The sequence below is a fragment of the Streptomyces sp. AA1529 genome, from assembly GCF_000280905.1.
Lineage (GTDB): Bacteria > Actinomycetota > Actinomycetes > Streptomycetales > Streptomycetaceae > Streptomyces.
Genome location: NZ_ALAP01000030.1, coordinates 173,668 through 190,565, shown reverse-complemented (window position 1 = coordinate 190,565; position 16,898 = coordinate 173,668). Strand labels below are relative to the sequence as shown.

The 16,898-nt window shown below is 73.0% G+C and carries 17 protein-coding genes; 11 read left to right on the top strand and 6 right to left on the bottom strand.

Features of this window, described 5'->3' with window-relative positions; translation table 11 throughout:
- Positions 1-159: 159 nt before the first annotated feature.
- Genes A949_RS0108870 through A949_RS35495 form a run of 4 tightly spaced genes read left to right on the top strand, consistent with a single transcriptional unit; the run spans position 160 to position 3,625 of the window.
- Positions 160-921 (top strand): ABC transporter permease, encoded by a 762-nt coding sequence (locus A949_RS0108870; RefSeq protein WP_019355653.1) that lies wholly within the window; start codon positions 160-162, stop codon positions 919-921.
- A gap of 4 nt (positions 922-925) precedes the next feature.
- A complete protein-coding gene (locus A949_RS0108865) occupies positions 926-1,615 on the top strand; it encodes an ABC transporter permease (protein WP_019355652.1) in 690 nt (229 codons plus the stop codon).
- A gap of 36 nt (positions 1,616-1,651) precedes the next feature.
- Positions 1,652-2,647 (top strand): ABC transporter substrate-binding protein, encoded by a 996-nt coding sequence (locus tag A949_RS0108860; protein WP_019355651.1) that lies wholly within the window; start codon positions 1,652-1,654, stop codon positions 2,645-2,647.
- A 51-nt stretch (positions 2,648-2,698) separates the two neighbouring features.
- Positions 2,699-3,625 (top strand): coiled-coil domain-containing protein, encoded by a 927-nt coding sequence (locus A949_RS35495; protein ID WP_158687563.1) that lies wholly within the window; start codon positions 2,699-2,701, stop codon positions 3,623-3,625.
- A 107-nt stretch (positions 3,626-3,732) separates the two neighbouring features.
- Here the strand turns inward: A949_RS35495 and A949_RS0108850 are convergent, their stop codons facing one another.
- Positions 3,733-4,881 carry an NADH-quinone oxidoreductase subunit D gene (locus A949_RS0108850; RefSeq protein WP_026004472.1) on the bottom strand — a complete coding sequence of 383 codons (1,149 nt, stop codon included), beginning with the start codon at positions 4,879-4,881 and terminating at the stop codon, positions 3,733-3,735.
- A gap of 70 nt (positions 4,882-4,951) precedes the next feature.
- On the opposite strand from A949_RS0108850, the gene A949_RS32915 reads away from it, so the two are divergent.
- The 7 genes from A949_RS32915 to A949_RS0108815 all read left to right on the top strand — a co-directional run bounded on the left by A949_RS32915 (position 4,952) and on the right by A949_RS0108815 (position 10,516).
- Entirely contained in the window at positions 4,952-5,563 is a 612-nt protein-coding gene (locus A949_RS32915) for a PH domain-containing protein (protein WP_019355648.1), read from the top strand.
- 11 nt (positions 5,564-5,574) lie between these two features.
- Positions 5,575-7,113 carry a PH domain-containing protein gene (locus A949_RS0108840; protein WP_443332987.1) on the top strand — a complete coding sequence of 513 codons (1,539 nt, stop codon included), beginning with the start codon at positions 5,575-5,577 and terminating at the stop codon, positions 7,111-7,113.
- 100 nt (positions 7,114-7,213) lie between these two features.
- Positions 7,214-8,143, top strand: coding sequence for a dihydropteroate synthase (gene folP / locus A949_RS32910; protein ID WP_078534663.1), 930 nt, complete (start codon positions 7,214-7,216; stop codon positions 8,141-8,143).
- Complete coding sequence (locus tag A949_RS0108830; RefSeq protein WP_019355645.1) at positions 8,140-8,670, top strand: nuclear transport factor 2 family protein; 531 nt, start codon at positions 8,140-8,142, stop codon at positions 8,668-8,670. The genes folP and A949_RS0108830 overlap by 4 nt, the downstream gene beginning before the upstream one ends.
- A 288-nt stretch (positions 8,671-8,958) precedes the next feature.
- Complete coding sequence (gene folB / locus A949_RS0108825; protein ID WP_019355644.1) at positions 8,959-9,318, top strand: dihydroneopterin aldolase; 360 nt, start codon at positions 8,959-8,961, stop codon at positions 9,316-9,318.
- Positions 9,315-9,911, top strand: a complete 597-nt coding sequence (gene folK / locus A949_RS0108820; RefSeq protein ID WP_019355643.1) for a 2-amino-4-hydroxy-6-hydroxymethyldihydropteridine diphosphokinase — start codon at positions 9,315-9,317, stop codon at positions 9,909-9,911. The genes folB and folK overlap by 4 nt, the downstream gene beginning before the upstream one ends.
- A gap of 116 nt (positions 9,912-10,027) precedes the next feature.
- A complete protein-coding gene (locus A949_RS0108815; RefSeq protein ID WP_019355642.1) occupies positions 10,028-10,516 on the top strand; it encodes a DUF3180 domain-containing protein in 489 nt (162 codons plus the stop codon).
- A gap of 181 nt (positions 10,517-10,697) precedes the next feature.
- Here the strand turns inward: A949_RS0108815 and folE are convergent, their stop codons facing one another.
- The 5 genes from folE to A949_RS0108790 form a co-directional block, all read right to left on the bottom strand.
- Complete coding sequence (folE, locus tag A949_RS0108810; protein WP_019355641.1) at positions 10,698-11,303, bottom strand: GTP cyclohydrolase I FolE; 606 nt, start codon at positions 11,301-11,303, stop codon at positions 10,698-10,700.
- Between the two features lie 158 nt (positions 11,304-11,461).
- Positions 11,462-13,483: an ATP-dependent zinc metalloprotease FtsH gene (gene ftsH, locus A949_RS0108805; protein ID WP_020699826.1), complete on the bottom strand. Its 2,022-nt coding sequence runs from the start codon at positions 13,481-13,483 to the stop codon at positions 11,462-11,464.
- A 182-nt stretch (positions 13,484-13,665) separates the two neighbouring features.
- A complete protein-coding gene (gene hpt / locus A949_RS0108800; RefSeq protein ID WP_019355637.1) occupies positions 13,666-14,205 on the bottom strand; it encodes a hypoxanthine phosphoribosyltransferase in 540 nt (179 codons plus the stop codon).
- 97 nt (positions 14,206-14,302) lie between these two features.
- Entirely contained in the window at positions 14,303-15,550 is a 1,248-nt protein-coding gene (gene tilS, locus A949_RS0108795) for a tRNA lysidine(34) synthetase TilS (RefSeq protein WP_019355636.1), read from the bottom strand.
- A 202-nt stretch (positions 15,551-15,752) separates the two neighbouring features.
- Complete coding sequence (locus tag A949_RS0108790; protein ID WP_026004470.1) at positions 15,753-16,892, bottom strand: zinc-dependent metalloprotease; 1,140 nt, start codon at positions 16,890-16,892, stop codon at positions 15,753-15,755.
- Positions 16,893-16,898: the final 6 nt, after the last annotated feature.

The window sequence follows — 16,898 nt, the reverse complement described above, 5'->3', positions numbered from 1 at the left end:
ATAGGGTCGGCCGTCATCGTGGCATGACACTTCACAACGTCGTCCGAACGGCATGGTCCGAACGGCAACCGTCCGGACACCGTCGTCCGGGCACCCGCCGTCCGGACCACGTCGTCCGAACAACCAGTCCGAGCACCGCACAGCGCGGGGAGGTGACAGATGAGCAGCGTCGCAGCAGGCGGCCCGCAGGGCTGCCTCGCGCAGAACGACTGGCTGTGCTGGACGTATGTGCGCACCCGGCAGAGCGAACTGCTCGACGCGACGGTGGAGCACGTCTGGATCACCGCGCTCTCCGTCGCGATCGCCCTGGCCGTCGCCCTGCCGCTGGCGGTGGCGGCCCGGCGCTGGCGCGCGGCGCGCGCCCCGGCGCTCGGCGTGACGACGCTCCTCTACACGATCCCGTCGCTGGCGATGTTCGCGCTGCTGCTGCCCGTCTTCGGGCTGTCGGCCGCCGTGGTGGTGACGGGCCTGGTGCTGTACTCCCTCACGGTCCTGGTGCGCAACATCCTGGCGGGGCTGGACGCGGTGCCGGGCGAGGCCCGGCAGGCCGCCGAGGGGATGGGGTACGGGCCGGGCAGGCTGCTGCTGGAGGTGGAGCTGCCGCTGGCGCTGCCCGCGCTGCTGGCGGGGGTGCGCATCGCCACCGTCACCGCGGTCTCGCTCACCACGGTCGGCGCCATCGTCGGCTACGGCGGGCTGGGCAACCTCATCTACGACGGCATGGAGAGCTACTTCAAGGCGCAGGTGCTGACCGCCTCGGCCATCTGCGTCGTCCTGGCGGTCGTCGCGGACCTGCTGCTGCTGTGGCTCCAGCGGGTGCTGACCCCCTGGACCCGGGCGGGCGCCCGCAAGCGGGCCGTGCGCGCGCCGGCCGCACCCGCCGCGGCCCCGGCGCAGGACCTCGTGGGGAAGGCGGACTGAGCACATGGGCATCCTCACCGACGTATGGACCTGGCTGACGACCGGCTCCCACTGGACCGGGACCGGCGGTGTGCTCCAGCGGCTCGGGGAGCACATCTATCTGACGGGCGTCTGCCTGCTGCTCTCCTGCGCGCTGGCGCTGCCGCTCGCGCTGTGGCTCGGCCATGTGGGGCGGGGCGGCGCGCTGGCGGTCAACCTCTCCAACGCGGGCCGGGCCGTGCCCACCTTCGCCGTGCTGGTGCTGCTGTCGATGGGCCCGCTGGGCCGGTACGGCGACTGGGCGACGATCGTGGCGCTGGTGCTGTTCGCGCTGCCGCCGCTGCTGACCAACGCGTACACCGGCGTGCGCGAGGCGGACCGGGAGGTCGTCGAGGCCGCCCGCGGCATGGGCATGACGGGCGGGCAACTGCTGCGCCAGGTCGAACTGCCACTCGCCCTCCCCCTGATCATGACCGGGGTGCAGACCGCCGCCGTGCAGCTCGTCGCCACGGCGACGCTCGCCGCACTGCCGGGCGGCGGCGGCCTCGGCCGGCTGATCACCGCCGGATTCGGCAACTACGACACACCGCAGGTGGTCGCGGGCGCCCTGCTCGTGGCCGCGCTGGCGCTGCTGGTCGAGCGCGTCCTCACCCTCACCGAGCGGCTCCTGGACCCGATGCGGCGGCAGCCGGCCCGCCGCACGACGCCCGTCTGACGGCCCCACCAAGAACGACACCGGACGAATGGACGCATGATGGCTCGCTCCCGCACCACCCCCGGCCCCACCGCACCCCGGCGCAGAACGGCGGCCCGGCGCGGTCTCGCCGCCGTCGGCACGGCCTCCGCGCTGGCCCTGACACTGGCCGCCTGCGGCGGCAGCGACCTGGAGGAGAAGGACTCCGGCTCGGGCGGCGGCAAGGGAAGTCTCGTCATCGGCTCGGCAGGCTTCACCGAGTCGGAGATCCTCTCCGAGCTCTACTCCGGAGTGCTGTCCGAGGCCGGTTGGAAGACCACCGTCAAGAAGGTCAAGAACCGCGAGCTGTACGCGCCCGAGCTGGAGAAGGGCCGCATCGACGTCGTACCGGAGTACGCGGCGACGATGGCCGAGTTCCTCAACGCCAAGAAGAACGGCGCCAAGGCCGAGCCGGTCGCCTCCAACGACGCGGACAAGACCGTCGAGGCGCTCCGCGACCTGGCCGAGCCGCGCGGTCTGAAGGTGCTGGAGGCGGGCGACGCGGTGGACCAGAACGCGTTCGCCGTCTCCGCGGACTACGCGAAGAAGCACGACCTCGAGACCCTCAGCGATCTGGGCCGCTCCGATGAGCGCGTCACCATCGCGGCGGGCGACGAGTGCGAGACCCGGCCGTTCTGCCGCCCCGGCCTGGAGAAGACCTACGGGATCGACGTCAAGGGCATAGACCCCAAGGGCGTCGGCACCAGCCAGTCCAAGCAGGCCGTCAAGGACGGCAAGGACCAGCTCGTGCTGACCACCACCACCGACGCCACCCTCGACCAGTTCGGCCTGGTGCTGCTGGAGGACGACAAGAAGCTGCAGAACGCGGACAACATCGTGCCGGTCGTCAACGCCAAGGACGCCGGTGACAAGAAGGTGGCGGACGCGCTCGGCAAGCTCACCAGCACCCTCACCACCAAGGACCTGACCGAGCTCAACCGCAAGGTCGACCAGGACCGGGAGAAGCCCGCGGACGTCGCCGACGAGTACCTGAAGAGCAAGGGACTGGCGTGAGACGGTTCGTCCGGTGTCGTCCCCCCGGCGGAACACGGTAAATTCCCAGGCATGCCACGTGGACGTCATCGCCATTCCCCGCCGCTGCACCGACGGCTGCCCCCGGTGTCCGTGGCGGTGGCCGCACTGGCCTGCGCCGGCGGGGCCTGGCTGATCGGTGAGCCGGGCGTCGCCGACCTGGAGACGGTGGCGCTGCGCGCGCTCACCGCGGCAGCGGCGGCCGCCGCCGTCACCGGAGCCGTGCTGCTGCGCGGCTGGGACCGCGCGGCGGGCAAGCAGGTCGGCGACCTCAAGGCACAGCTCGCCAGCTCGGCCTGGCGGGCCGAGGAGAAGCAGGCGGACCTGGAGGGCGAGGTCGAGGAGCTGCGCGAGCTCCGCACCAAGCTGGACGGCAGGCTGCGCGAGAAGCGCGCCGAGCTGACCGGACTCCGCTCCGAGCACGCCGCCCTGCTGCGCCGCTACGCCAACGCCCAGACGGAGCGGGCGAGTGCGCTGGAGGGGCGCAGGGTGCTGGAGCTGGAGGCGGGCACGACGGCGTCCGCCAAGGCCCTCACCACCTCGGCGACCGACCACCGGCACAGCTCCGGGGCGCCCACCCCGCTGACCTACCGGCAGGCGGCCGAAGCGCTGGACGCGCTCGCCCGCAACGCGGTCCGGCAACGGGCCGCCGCCCGGCTGTCGAACAGCCGGGCGGCCACCGTGGTGCCCCCGCAGGCCCCGCCGCGCTCCCGGCCGGTGGGCCCGCGTACCGCCGCGCGGCGCACGTCCGGGCCCGCGGCGCGGGACGGGTCGGCAACCGGACCGGGCGGGTCCCGGGAGCCGGAGGACGCGGAAGGTCCGGAGACCGGTTCGGGTCCGGCCGGGGCGGCCGGGAAGACCGAGGACGCGGCGCCCGAGCCGGACGGCCGCGACGGCGGCACGGGCGGCTTCGACTTCTTCGGGCGAAGCAGGCGCCGGACGCACTCGCCGTCTTCCTGACGCGCGGCACCGGGGCCGGACTGCCGATCCCGGGGGCGCGGCGAGCCCGGGAGCACGCCCCCGGAAGCCACATGGCGCTGCGCGGCGTCACATGGCGCGGTGCGGCGTCACTTGTCGATGTCGCCCACCACGAAGAAGAACGACCCCAGGATCGCGACCATGTCCGCCACCAGCGTCCCGGGCAGCAGCTCGGTGAGCGCCTGGATGTTGTTGAACGAAGCGGAGCGGAGCTTGAGCCGGTGCGGGGTCTTCTCGCCCTTGGAGACCAGGTAGTAGCCGTTCAGACCCAGCGGGTTCTCGGTCCAGGTGTAGGTGGCGCCCTCCGGGGCCTTGAGCACCTTGGGCAGCCGCTGGTTGACCGGGCCCGCGGGCAGCTCGGCGAGCCGGTCCAGGCAGGCGTCGGCCAGGTCCAGGGAGTTGTGCGTCTGGTCGAGCAGCAGCTCGAAGCGGGCCAGGCAGTCGCCCTCCGAACGGGTGGCCACCCGCAGCACGTCGGCCAGCTCGCCGTAGGCCAGGTACGGCTCGTCGCGGCGCAGGTCGAAGTCGACCCCGGAGGCGCGGGCGATCGGACCGCTGACCCCGTAGGCGTGCACCAGCTCCGGGCTGAGCACGCCGACGCCCCGGGTGCGGCCCCGGAAGATCTCGTTGCCGAGCACCAGCTTGTCGAAGGTGTCCATCCGGCCGCGTACGGCGGCCACCGCCTGCCGCGCCCGGTCCCGCCAGCCCGCCGGGAGGTCGTCCTTGAGCCCGCCGACCCGGTTGAACATGTAGTGCATCCGGCCGCCCGAGAGCTCCTCCATCACGTTCTGGAGCACCTCGCGCTCCCGGAAGGAGTGGAAGACCGGCGTGATCCCGCCCAGCTCCAGCGGGTAGGAGCCCAGGAACATCAGGTGGTTGAGCACCCGGTTCAGCTCGGCCAGCAGGGTGCGGGTCCACACCGCGCGCGCCGGGACCTCCATGCCGAGCATCCGCTCGACGCCGAGCACCACGCCCAGCTCGTTGGAGAACGCCGACAGCCAGTCGTGGCGGTTGGCCAGCACGATGATCTGGCGGTAGTCGCGGGCCTCGAAGAGCTTTTCGGCGCCCCGGTGCATATAGCCGACCACCGGCTCGGCCCGCTCGATCCGCTCGCCGTCCAGGACCAGCCGCAGCCGCAGCACTCCGTGCGTGGAGGGGTGCTGCGGGCCGATGTTGAGCACCATGTCGGTGCTCTCCGCGGCACCGCCGATACCGACGGTCGTCTCCGTCTGAGTCATGACGCTCATCCTGTCAGCTTCCTCCTGCGGACGGACACGGGCTCCGGTCGCCCGCACGTACGCTGAACGGATGACCGACCCCACCCCGGCACCGCCCGCCCCACCGGGCTCCGGACAGCCCGGCGACAGCCCGGACGGAACCGGCCCGGCCGAGCCCGGAGCCGGTCCCGAGCGGACCGGACCCCAGGAGCCCGGCGCCGGCCCGGAGCGGACGGAGACCGACCCCGCGTGGCGCGGTGTGGAGCGGGGGCTGCTGCCGCTGCGCCGGTGCGTGCTGCTCGGCTGGCTGCTGCCGCCGGCCGCGGCGGCGGGGGTGGTGCCGGCGCTGGCAGCGGGACCGGTGTGGGCGCTGTGCGCGCTGCCGCCGCTCGCGGCGGCCGGGTGGGGCTGGGGAGCACTGGCACGCAACTGGCGCTCGTGGCGCTACCGGGAGCGGGCCGACGACCTGCTCGTCTCGCGCGGTGTGCTGTGGCGCGAGACGACGGTGGTGCCCTACGGGCGGATGCAGCTCGTGGAGGTGACCTCGGGGCCGCTGGAGCGGCGCTTCGGACTGGCCTCGCTGCAGCTGCACACGGCCGCCGCGACCACCGACGCGAGCATCCCGGGACTGACCCCCGCGGAGGCCGAACGGCTGCGCGACCGGCTCACCGAGCTGGGCGAAGCCCGATCGGCGGGCCTGTGACCGGCGGGCCCGTGACCGGCGACCCCGAAGCCGACGGGCCGGACCGGACCGGCACCGGCACCCCGGAAACCGGCACCTCGGCGACCCGCACCGACACTCCGGCGCCCGGACCCCGCGCCGACAACACCGGCACCGGCACCGCGACAACCGGCACCGACACCCCGGCAGCCCCCGCGGAGAGCACCGCCCCCGCCGCCCGCGGTCCGCGCTTCCTGCCGCGCCGCCCCGAGGGCAACCGGCTGCATCCGGTCACCCCGTGGCGGCGGGCCTGGGCGCCGCTCGCCGGGCTGCTGGCATTCGCCGCGCACGACCTCGACCGGGCCCGCGAGTGGTCCGAGCAGCTCACCGCGGCCTGGACGGCGCTGGGACTGGCGGTGCTGCTGCCGGTGGCCGCCGGATACGGATTCCTGTCCTGGTGGTGCACCAGCTACCTGGTCACCGACACCGAGCTGCGCATCCGTACCGGTCTGTTCTTCCGCCGCACCGCCCACATCCGGCTGGACCGCGTCCAGGCCGTCGACATCTCCCGGCCGCTGCCGGCCCGGATCGCCGGGGTGGCCAAACTGAAGCTGGACGTCGTCGGCACCGAGGACAAGGACGAGCTGGCGTACCTGGGCGAGCGGCAGGCCGTCGCGCTCCGCGCCGAACTGCTCGCCCGCGCCGCCGGCATCGCCCCGGACGCCGCCCCCGAGGCGGGCGAGGCGCCCGCCAGGGAGCTGCTCCGGGTGCCGCCGCGCACCCTGGTGGTCAGCGTGCTGCTGCGGGGCTCGGTCTGGGGGACGCTGGCCGCGCTGCTCCTCGTACCGACCCTGCTGTGGCTGGCGACGGGGAGCGTGTGGACGGTCCTGGCGACGGCGCTGCCGCTCGCGGGCGGCAGCTGGGCGGCGAGCGGCGGGCGGGTCGTCCGGGAGTTCGACTGGACCGTGGCGGAATCCCCCGACGGGCTGCGCCTGGACGCGGGCCTGCTGGACCGGCAGCACGCCACGGTGCCGCCCGGAAGAGTGCAGGCCGTCCGGATCACGCAGCCGCTGCTGTGGCGGCGGCGGGACTGGGTGCGGGTCGAGATGGAGGTCGCGGGCACCGGCAGCGGTACCGGGGACGGAGTGCTCGTACCGGTGGCCGACTGGCGGCAGGCCGCAGCCGTGCTCGCGCGGGTGCTGCCCGGCGTGGACCCGGACGCCGCCCTGGCCGCGGCGGGGCCCGTGCCCCGCCGGGCCCGCTGGTGCGCACCGGTGGTCCGCCGCGGCTACGGGCACGGGGTCACCCCCGGCGTCTTCGTCGCCCGCCAGGGGCTGCTGACTCGCCGCACCACCCTGGTGCCGCACGCGAAGGTGCAGAGCGTGCGGTTCGCCCAGGGGCCGTGGGAGCGCCGCCACCGGCTGGCCGATGTGTGCGTCGACCTCGGCGCCGGGGGCACCGCACGGGCACGGCTGCGGGACCAGGACGAGGCCCTGGCCCTGCTGCGCGCCCAGGCCGACCGTTCGCGCACCGGACGCCGCTCCGCGCTCCCGGAGCGCTGGCTGACGGCGCCGCAGGCCGCCGCCGACTGAGGCACCCGGGCGCGGCCCGGCCGGAGCGGCGGCGCGGGCCGTCCCGCGGCCGCACGGTGGCGGTCCCGCCCCGGGGAAGGCGGGCGCCTACCCTGGGCACATGGGTGCGAGAACGCGTGGCCGCGTGGACGGCCTCCCCGAATGGGACCGCTGCGCAGTAATGGGTGTGGTCAACGTGACCCCCGACTCGTTCTCGGACGGGGGGCGGTGGTTCGACACCGAAGCAGCGATCAAGCACGGGCTCGACCTGGTGGCGCAGGGCGCCGACCTGGTGGACGTCGGCGGCGAGTCGACCCGGCCCGGCGCCGCCCGGGTCGGCGAGGACGAGGAGCTGCGCCGGGTGCTGCCGGTGGTGCGCGGGCTGACCGGCGAGGGCCTGGTGGTCAGCGTCGACACCATGCGGGCCTCCGTGGCGGCGCAGGCGGTGGCTGCCGGTGCGGTCCTGGTCAACGACGTCAGCGGCGGCCGCGCCGATCCGGAGATGGTGCCCGCCGTCGCCGACGCCGGCGTGCCGTTCGTGGTGATGCACTGGCGCGGCCAGAGCATCGACATGAACAACCGCGCCGTCTACACCGATGTCGTCGGCGAGGTGCTCGACGAGCTGCGCACGGCGGTGGAGCAGGCCGTGGCGGGCGGGATCGACCCCGCCCGGATCGTGGTCGACCCCGGGCTGGGCTTCGCCAAGCGCGCCGAACACGATCTCGCCCTCGTCGCGGCGCTCGCCGGACTGCGGGCCGGGCTGCCCCACCCGATGCTGGTGGCCGCCTCCCGGAAGCGGTTCCTGGGCCGGGTGCTGACGGACGAACAGGGCGCGGCCCCGCCGCCCGCCCGCGAACGCGACGCGGCGACGGCCGCCGTCACCGCGCTGGCGGCCCGCGAGGGCGCCTGGGCGGTACGGGTCCACGAGGTGCGGGCCAGCGCGGACGCCGTCCGCGTCGTCCGGGCCGTGGACGCGGCCGCCGCGGCTCTTCCCGACGCACCCCGGGTTCCGGTCACCCCCGGGACGACGAACCCGGAGGCGGCGACATGAGCGACGCACGAACCGACAGCGAGGCGGTCGAGGCCGCCAACACCGCCCTGTACGAGGCGGTCGAGCGGGGCGACATCGAGGCCCTCTCCCGGATGTGGCTGGGTGAGGAGGCGGTCGATCCGGACGACCCCGAGGGCGGTGAGGGCGAGCACGGGGTCCGGGTCGTCCACCCCGGCTGGCCGGTGCTGACCGGGCGCGGCGAGGTGCTGCGCTCCTACGCACTGATCATGGCCAACACCGAGTACGTCCAGTTCTTCCTCACCGATGTGGAGATCTCGGTGCTGGGCGACACCGCGCTGGTCAGCTGCACCGAGAACATCCTCAGCGGCGGCCCGGCCGAGGCGGACGGCTCCGCGGGACCGCTGGTCGGCGGGCTCGTGGTGGCCACCAACGTCTTCCGCCGCACCGAGCAGGGCGAGTGGAGGCTGTGGTCGCACCACGGATCGCCGGTGCTGGTCGAGCAGGACGACGAGGACGAGGACGGCGAGGGAGAAGGGGACCTGGGCCAGGGCGACATCGAGCTCTAGGCGCGGTGGGCACAGCCCCCGCGAGCGCGCCGGCGCCCCGGCCGGGGCGTCGGCGGGTTCCTGTCCGGACCCGCCCCGTCCGGCCGCACCGGGCGCCTGCCGGCAACCGGTTGCGCGCGGACCACCCGATCCGGCACCCGACCGGGAATGCGCGCGTGGGCGCGGACGCTGTGGGGTAGGGGGCGGCGCGAGCCGTCACGCTCACGGGTAGATTCGATCCGGTGCCGCGAGGGGCCGTTCGCTGCCCCGGGGCCGGTATACGTTCGCACGACCGACGGGAGTGGTGAAGTGGATCGCGTCGCACTGCGCGGCCTCGCGGCGCGTGGGCATCACGGCGTGTTCGAGAGGGAACGCGAGCAGGGGCAGACCTTCGTCGTGGACCTCGACATGGGACTCGACACGCGGTCGGCCGCCGAGAGCGACGACCTGTCCCGTACGGTCCATTACGGAGTCGTCGCCGAAGAGGTCGTCGCGGTCGTCGAGGGGGAACCGGTCGACCTGATCGAGACGCTCGCCCAGCGGATCGCCGACACCTGCCTGCGGCACGAGGCCGTACGCGAGGTGGAGGTGGTCGTGCACAAGCCCGACGCCCCGATCGCCGTGCCGTTCGAGGACGTGACCATCACTATCAAGCGGAGCCGCGCATGACGCCGAACAGTGACCCGACCGTACAGCCGGTGCCCGCCTCCGTGGTGCAGCAGGTGGACGCCGCCGACACGACGTTGCACAACCCGCAGACCGCCGTGCTGTCGATCGGCAGCAACCTGGGCAACCGGCTGGAGTCGCTGCAGAGCGCCGTCGACGCGCTCGCGGACACCCCGGGGATGAAGGTGACGGCCGTCTCGCCGGTCTACGAGACCGAGCCGTGGGGCGTCGAGCCGGGCAGCCAGCCCGCCTACTTCAACGCGGTCGTCGTGGTCCGCACCACCCTGCCGCCCGGCTCGCTCCTGGAGCGCGGCCACGCCATCGAGGAGGCGCTGGAGCGGGTGCGCGAGGAGCGCTGGGAGCCGCGTCCGATCGACGTGGACATCGTGGCCTACCAGGGCGTCGTCTCCGACGACCCGCAGCTCACCCTCCCCCACCCCAGGGCGCACGAGCGGGCCTTCGTCCTCGTGCCGTGGCACGACGTGGACCCCGCGGCCGAGGTCCCGGGCCGCGGCAGCGTCGAGGAGCTGCTGCGGACACTCGGCACGGAGGGCGTCACCGCCCGTCCGGACCTGGAACTCATCGTGCACGCCTGAGCGTTGGCCGCGCGTACCCCGTTCCCCGTTCCTGCCGCAACCCGTTGCCGTTCCTGCCCGGCGTCCCCCGGCCGACGCCCGCACCGTCCGGACCGCACCCGCGAGGTGGAAGCTCGATGAACCAACTCCGTATCCGCACCCTCGCGGCGCTCTTCGTCGTCGCGGGAGTGCTCTCGTGGGGCGGAGCGCGGCTGTGGGACGCGCTGGGCACGCTGCCGGGAGTGCCGTTCGCGGCGCCCATCGTGCTCGGCGCCATCGCGGCCGTGCTGCTGGCCACGGCGCTCTCGCTGCGCTCCCGGCTGAAGGCCCAGCGGGAGCGGGAGCCGGGTGCCAAGGGTGTGGATCCGATGATGGCGGCCCGTGCCGTCCTCTTCGGTCAGGCGAGCGCCCTGGTGGCCGGGCTGGTCTCGGGGGTGTACGGCGGCACCGGGCTGTTCCTGATCACCGAGCGCGCCGAGGTTCCGGCCCGCGCCCAGCAGGCGCTCTATGCGGGCCTCTCCGTGGTGGCGGGCATCGCGGTGATAGCGGCGGCCGTGCTGCTGGAGCGCATCTGCCGACTGCCCGAGGACGAGGACGAGAACAACCCCCCGACCGCCGCGGCCTGAGCCCGGCGGGACCTGGGTCCGCCGCGGCCCAGGCCCGGCGGGTCGGCGGACCGGCCCGGATCGGCGGCGACGGGACGCGTGGCCCGGGCGCTCGGGCTCAGGCTCAGGCTCAGGCTCAGGCTCAGGCTCAGGCTCAGGCTCAGGCTCAGGCTCAGGCTCAGGCTCAGGCTCAGGCTCAGGCTCAGCGGGCCAGTATCAGGCTCATCGCCTCGGCCCGGGTGGTCGCGTCGCGGAGCTGTCCGCGGACCGCTGAGGTCGTCGTCTTGGCGCCGGGCTTCCGGACGCCCCGCACCGACATGCACATGTGCTCGCACTCGATGACCACGATGACTCCGCGGGGCTCCAGGATCCGCATCAGCGAGTCGGCGATCTGGGTCGTCAGCCGCTCCTGGACCTGGGGCCGGCGGGCGAAGACGTCGACCAGCCGGGCCAGCTTGGACAGCCCGGTGATCTTGCCGCTGGCGGACGGGATGTAGCCGACGTGCGCCATGCCGTGGAACGGCAGCAGGTGGTGCTCGCACTGGCTGACCACCTCGATGTCCTTGACCAGGACCATCTCGTCGTGGCCCAGGTCGAACGTCGTCGTCAGCACGTCCTCGGGGCGCTGGTTCAGGCCCGCGAACATCTCCCGGTAGGCGCGGGCCACCCGCGCCGGGGTCTCCAGGAGTCCCTCCCGGTCGGGGTCCTCGCCCACGGCGATCAGGAGTTCGCGTATCGCGTTCTCGGCACGCTTCTCGTCGAACGCGCTGTTCGAGCTCTCCCCGTCCAGGGTCACCGGGTCGGTCATCTGGTCCCTCGTTCCTCGACTTCCACAACCTGCGAACCGCCACCGTGCGTGACCGGTCTGGGCTGTCGCGTGCACAGCGAAAAGCCGCGCCCCTCGACACTAACCCGAGGGGCGCGGCTGACATTCCGTGGCGCGGTTCTCACCCCGCCCACCTGCGGTTATCCGTTGTCCGGATCCACGGGCTCGACGATGGCGTCCGAGTCCCGGGGGCCGATCTCCTTGCCCAGATTCGGGCCGGAGTTCCCGTTGGTCAGCGCCGCGGGCGGAGCCGACACCGGGGGCCGGGTGGAGGGGGTGCGCCGCGAGGAACCCGTCCAGGCGGGACGGGCCGGACGCTTGACGACAGGGTTGAAGACCTCGGCGATCTCCTCCTTGTTCAGCGTCTCCTTCTCCAGCAGGGCCAGGACGAGGTTGTCGAGCACGTCGCGGTTCTCCACCAGGATTTCCCAGGCTTCGTTGTGCGCCGTCTCGATCAGCTTCTTGACCTCCTCGTCCACCAGTCCGGCGACCTCCTCGGAGTAGTCCCGCTGGTGGGACATCTCCTTGCCCAGGAAGGGCTCGGACTGGTCGGAGCCGAACTTGATGGCGCCCAGCCGCTCGGTCATGCCGTACTGGGTGACCATCGCACGCGCGGTCGCCGTCGCCTTCTCGATGTCGTTGGCCGCGCCCGTGGTCGGGTCGTGGAAGACCAGTTCCTCGGCCGCCCGGCCGCCCATCATGTAGGCGAGCTGGTCGAGCATCTCGTTCCGCGTGGTCGAGTACTTGTCCTCGTCGGGGAGGACCATGGTGTACCCGAGCGCGCGGCCTCTGGAGAGGATGGTGATCTTGTGGACCGGATCGGAGTTCGGTGAGGCCGCCGCGACCAGGGCGTGTCCGCCCTCGTGGTACGCGGTGATCTTCTTCTCCTTGTCGCTCATGATCCGGGTCCGCTTCTGCGGTCCGGCCACGACGCGGTCGATCGCCTCGTCCAGATACTTGTTGTCGATCAGCTTCTGGTCGCTGCGCGCGGTGAGCAGCGCGGCCTCGTTCAGCACGTTGCTCAGGTCGGCACCGGTGAAGCCCGGGGTGCGCCGGGCGACCGCACTCAGGTCCACGTCGGGCGCCATCGGCTTGCCCTTCTGGTGGACCTGGAGGATCTCCAGGCGGCCCTGCATGTCGGGGCGGTCGACGGCGATCTGCCGGTCGAACCGGCCCGGACGCAGCAGCGCCGGGTCCAGGATGTCCGGCCGGTTGGTGGCGGCGATCAGGATGACGCCGCCCTTGACGTCGAAGCCGTCCATCTCGACCAGGAGCTGGTTGAGTGTCTGCTCCCGCTCGTCGTGGCCGCCGCCCATACCGGCGCCGCGGTGCCGGCCGACCGCGTCGATCTCGTCGACGAAGACGATGGCCGGGGCGTTCGCCTTGGCCTGCTCGAACAGGTCGCGCACCCGGGAGGCGCCGACACCGACGAACATCTCCACGAAGTCCGAACCGGAGATCGAGTAGAACGGCACGCCCGCCTCACCCGCGACCGCACGGGCGAGCAGCGTCTTACCGGTGCCGGGCGGGCCGTAGAGCAGCACGCCCTTCGGGATCTTGGCACCGACGGCCTGGAACTTGGCGGGTTCCTGCAGAAAGTCCTTGATCTCGTGGAGCTCCTCGACGGCCTCGTCGGAGCCGGCCACATCGGTGAAGGTCGTCTTCGGGGTGTCCTTGGTGATGAGCTTGGCCTTGGACTTCCCGAAGTTCATGACCCGGGAGCCGCCGCCCTGCATCTGGTTCATCAGGAACAGGAAGATGACGATGATCAGCACGAACGGCAGCAGCGAGATCAGCATCCCGACGAACGGGTTCTGCTTCTGCGGCGCGACCGTGTATCCCTTCGGGATCTCCTTCTGGTCGTACTTGCTCTGGAGTTCCTTGGCGATGTCGACACCCTGGGAGTCGATGTAGCTCGCCTTGATCTTGTCGCTGTCCTCGACCTTGGCGCCGTCCTTGAGCTCGAGCTTGACGATCTGCTCGTCGCCCGTGGTGAGCTCTGCGGACTTCACCTTGTCCTGTCGGATCGCCTGTACGACCTGGCCGGTGTCCACCGTCTTGAAGCCGCCGGACGAGCCGACGACCTGCATCAACACGACCACGGCAAGGACGGCCAGCACGATCCACATGACCGGCCCGCGGAAGTATCGCTTCACGTCCATCCATACGGAGCGCGTGGGCCCCGTCCCTCCTGCCACAGTGAGTTGAAAAGCCTGACCTTCGGACGGTACCCCAGCATTGTCACCCGGCGCCGCCGAGGACGGTCAACCGCACCGCCCTCCGACGGTGCAACGAGGGACACCGGCCCTGTGTTCCCGGCCCGCACGTGCGTGCGCGACGGATGTCAGCCGCCGTACACGTGCGGGGCAAGCGTGCCGACGAACGGCAGATTGCGGTACCGCTCGGCGTAGTCGAGCCCGTAGCCGACGACGAACTCGTTCGGGATGTCGAATCCCACCCACTTCACGTCGATCGCCACCTTGGCGGCGTCCGGCTTGCGCAGCAGGGTGCACACGTTGAGGGAGGCGGGCTCGCGGGACCCCAGGTTGGACAGCAGCCAGGAGAGCGTCAGCCCCGAGTCGATGATGTCCTCGACGATCAGGACGTGCTTCCCCTTGATGTCGGTGTCCAGGTCCTTGAGGATCCGGACCACGCCCGAGGACTGGGTCCCGGCGCCGTAGGAGGACACCGCCATCCAGTCCATCGTCGCCGGGGTGGACAGGGCGCGCGCCAGGTCCGCCATCACCATGACGGCTCCCTTGAGCACCCCGACCAGCAGCAGCTCCTCGCCCGCGTACTCCGCGTCGATCCGCTCCGCCAGCTCGGCCAGCTTCGCGTCGATCTCTTCCTTGCCGACCAGCACCGACTGCAGGTCGGTGCCCATGTCTTTCTCGTCCACCCGTGCTGCTCTCGCTCGTCGCGGTCCGGTCGCCCCGGCCCGCCGCAGCCTCCGGACGACCCGGTGAGTGCCGGGACGCCGGTCAGCTCGGTGAGCCGTGCCGGATGACCAGTCTGCCACCCTGGCGCGCGACCTCCACACGCCCGGGCAGGTTGAGGGCCCGCTGGCCGCGCCACGCGGTGATGAGGCGGTCCATCTCCTCGACGTGCCGGGCGAACAGCGACCCGGCCGGGGAGCCGGCCTCGATCGCCGCCCGGCGCAGCACCCGGCGCCGCACGGCGGGCGGCAGCGCGTACAGCCGGACCACATCGAGCTCCACCGCTCCGTCGGCGCCGGGCACGCCCTCCGTCCGGGCGACGGCCCGGTCGGAGGGTGCCGAGCCGTCCGCCTGGTCCGGCACCCCGGCGTCCTCCGGGCCGCTGCCGGGGGTGCGCACGACGGCGCGCTCGGCGTCGTCGGTCCACGCGTCGAGCGCGTCCGCGTCGTCCCGGGAGAGCTGCGCCGTACGGGCGAGTGCCTCGATGACGCCCTTGCCGAGCGCCTTCTCCAGCGCGGGCAGCGCCTCGTGGCGGACCCGGGAGCGGGTGTAGGCGGGGTCGGCGTTGTGCGGGTCGTCCCAGACGGGGAGCGACTGGACCATGCACGCCTTGCGGGTGGTCTGCCGGTCGACGGCCAGGAACGGGCGGCGGTAGCGGCCGCCGGGGCCGGAGACCGCCGCCATGCCGGACAGCGAGCGGGTGCCGGAGCCGCGGGCCAGCCCGAGCAGCACCGTCTCCGCCTGGTCGTCGCGGGTGTGGCCGAGCAGCACGGCGGCCGCGCCGTACCGCTCCGCGATCGCGTCCAGCGCGGCGTACCGGCCCTCGCGCGCGGCGGCTTCGGGGCCGGTGCTGGTCCGTCCCACCTGGATGGCGACCGACTCGACCGGCGTCAGGCCGAGTCCGGCGAGCCGGTCGGCCACGTCCTGGGCCCGCTCGGCGGAGCCGGGTTGCAGGCCGTGGTCGACCGTGACGCCGCCGGCGCGCAGGCCGAGGCGGGGGGCCTCGAACGCGAGCGCGGAGGCGAGGGCCATCGAGTCGGCGCCGCCGGAGCAGGCGACGAGGACGAGCGTTGGCGGCGGCTCGGTGGGGAGATCGGCGGGGAGGTCGGTGGTGAGGTCGGCGGGGAGATCGGCGGGGAGGGGGCCGGCGGGCTGGGGGGTCGCCGCGAGCTGTGCGCCGCGCGCGCCGCGCGCGGTCGCGTCGTGGGCGCTGAGGTCGTGCGCGCTGAGCACGTCGTGGAGTGTGCGGCGGACCGCCAGGCGTATTGCGGCGACCGCGGGGTGGGGACCCATGTCCGATTCACTTCCTCGTCAGGAGCTGCGCGGACCGCGGAAGGAGGCTTCCGCGGATCCGGGTGGGGGTGTCGAAGTCGGCAACTGCTGTCACGCTGTGTGGGTCGATGGTGACAGAGACGGACTGTGTTCCCCGAGCATCGCACGCGTACCCCGCCCGCACGGTCCCTCGGAAGGGTGATTGGGGAGGCTTCCGCTCGCCTCAATCGGCCTTGCGGTGCACCCTCGCGATCCACTCGGCGGGGTCGGCGATCTCCGCCTTCGTCGGAAGGGTGTTCGGTGACGTCCACACACGGTTGAAACCCTCCATGCCCACCTCGTCCACCACGGTGCGCACGAACCGCTCCCCGTCCCGGTACTGCCGCAGCTTCGCGTCCAGGCCCAGCAGCTTGCGCAGCGCCAGGTCGAGCCGTCCGGCACCGGCGGCCCGGCGCTTCTGGAACTTCTCCCGGATCTCGGTGACGGTCGGGACGACCTGCGGGCCCACCCCGTCCATCACGTAGTCGGCGTGCCCCTCCAGCAGCGACATGACGGCGGTCAGCCGGCCCAGCACCTCGCGCTGCGCCGGGGTCTGCACCAGTTCCACCAGACCGGGCCGCTCCTCCGCCTCGTCCGCCGCGCCGCTCTCGCCCGACCTGCCGCCGGCCAGCGACTGGACGGCCTCCCGCAGCCGCTCCACCAGCGTCGAGGGGTCGATGTCGGTCTGCTCCAGGAAGGACTGGATCTCCATCCGCAGGTGGTCGCGCAGCCAGGGCACCGCCGTGAACTGGGTGCGGTGCGTCTCCTCGTGCAGGCACACCCACAGCCGGAAGTCGTGCGGATCGACCTCCAGCTCGCGCTCCACGTGCACGATGTTCGGCGCCACCAGCAGCAGCCGGCCGCCGCCGTCGGCACCTCCCGGCAGGTCGCGGCCGGCCGGCGCGAACGTCTCGTACTGGCCCAGCACCCGCGAGGAGAGGAAGGACAGCAGCATGCCGACCTCGACCCCGGTGACCTTGCCGCCGACCGCGCCGAGCACGGCCCCGCCGGGGACCCCGGCACGGCGCTCGGCCACCTTGCCCAGCAGCGGGGAGAGCAGCTCCCGGAATCCGGCGACGTTGGCCCGCACCCAGCCGGGCCGGTCCACCACCAGGACGGGCGTGTCCCCCGCCTCGGCGTCGGCGGGGGCCAGCCGGGTGAAGGCGCGTACATGCTCCTCGGAGACCTTCGCGTGCCGCCGCAGCTCGGCGACGATGCCGCGGGCCTCCTCCCTGCTGACTTCCGGCCCCGGCCGTCCGAGCCGGGTCGCGGTCGTGACCGCGAGATTCCAGTCGACCATCTGCACACCACCGAGGCTCGTCATTCTTTC

Excerpts from the sequence above, each read along its gene's own strand:
- A949_RS0108870 (WP_019355653.1), top strand. The coding sequence starts at position 160 with ATGAGCAGCGTCGCAGCAGGCGGCCCGCAGGGCTGCCTCGCGCAGAAC.
- A949_RS0108865 (WP_019355652.1), top strand. The coding sequence starts at position 926 with ATGGGCATCCTCACCGACGTATGGACCTGGCTGACGACCGGCTCCCAC.
- A949_RS0108860 (WP_019355651.1), top strand. The coding sequence starts at position 1,652 with ATGATGGCTCGCTCCCGCACCACCCCCGGCCCCACCGCACCCCGGCGC.
- A949_RS35495 (WP_158687563.1), top strand. The coding sequence starts at position 2,699 with ATGCCACGTGGACGTCATCGCCATTCCCCGCCGCTGCACCGACGGCTG.
- A949_RS0108850 (WP_026004472.1), bottom strand. The coding sequence starts at position 4,881 with ATGACTCAGACGGAGACGACCGTCGGTATCGGCGGTGCCGCGGAGAGC.
- A949_RS32915 (WP_019355648.1), top strand. The coding sequence starts at position 4,952 with ATGACCGACCCCACCCCGGCACCGCCCGCCCCACCGGGCTCCGGACAG.
- folP (WP_078534663.1), top strand. The coding sequence starts at position 7,214 with ATGGGTGCGAGAACGCGTGGCCGCGTGGACGGCCTCCCCGAATGGGAC.
- A949_RS0108830 (WP_019355645.1), top strand. The coding sequence starts at position 8,140 with ATGAGCGACGCACGAACCGACAGCGAGGCGGTCGAGGCCGCCAACACC.
- folK (WP_019355643.1), top strand. The coding sequence starts at position 9,315 with ATGACGCCGAACAGTGACCCGACCGTACAGCCGGTGCCCGCCTCCGTG.
- A949_RS0108815 (WP_019355642.1), top strand. The coding sequence starts at position 10,028 with ATGAACCAACTCCGTATCCGCACCCTCGCGGCGCTCTTCGTCGTCGCG.
- folE (WP_019355641.1), bottom strand. The coding sequence starts at position 11,303 with ATGACCGACCCGGTGACCCTGGACGGGGAGAGCTCGAACAGCGCGTTC.
- ftsH (WP_020699826.1), bottom strand. The coding sequence starts at position 13,483 with ATGGACGTGAAGCGATACTTCCGCGGGCCGGTCATGTGGATCGTGCTG.
- hpt (WP_019355637.1), bottom strand. The coding sequence starts at position 14,205 with ATGGGCACCGACCTGCAGTCGGTGCTGGTCGGCAAGGAAGAGATCGAC.
- tilS (WP_019355636.1), bottom strand. The coding sequence starts at position 15,550 with ATGGGTCCCCACCCCGCGGTCGCCGCAATACGCCTGGCGGTCCGCCGC.
- A949_RS0108790 (WP_026004470.1), bottom strand. The coding sequence starts at position 16,892 with ATGACGAGCCTCGGTGGTGTGCAGATGGTCGACTGGAATCTCGCGGTC.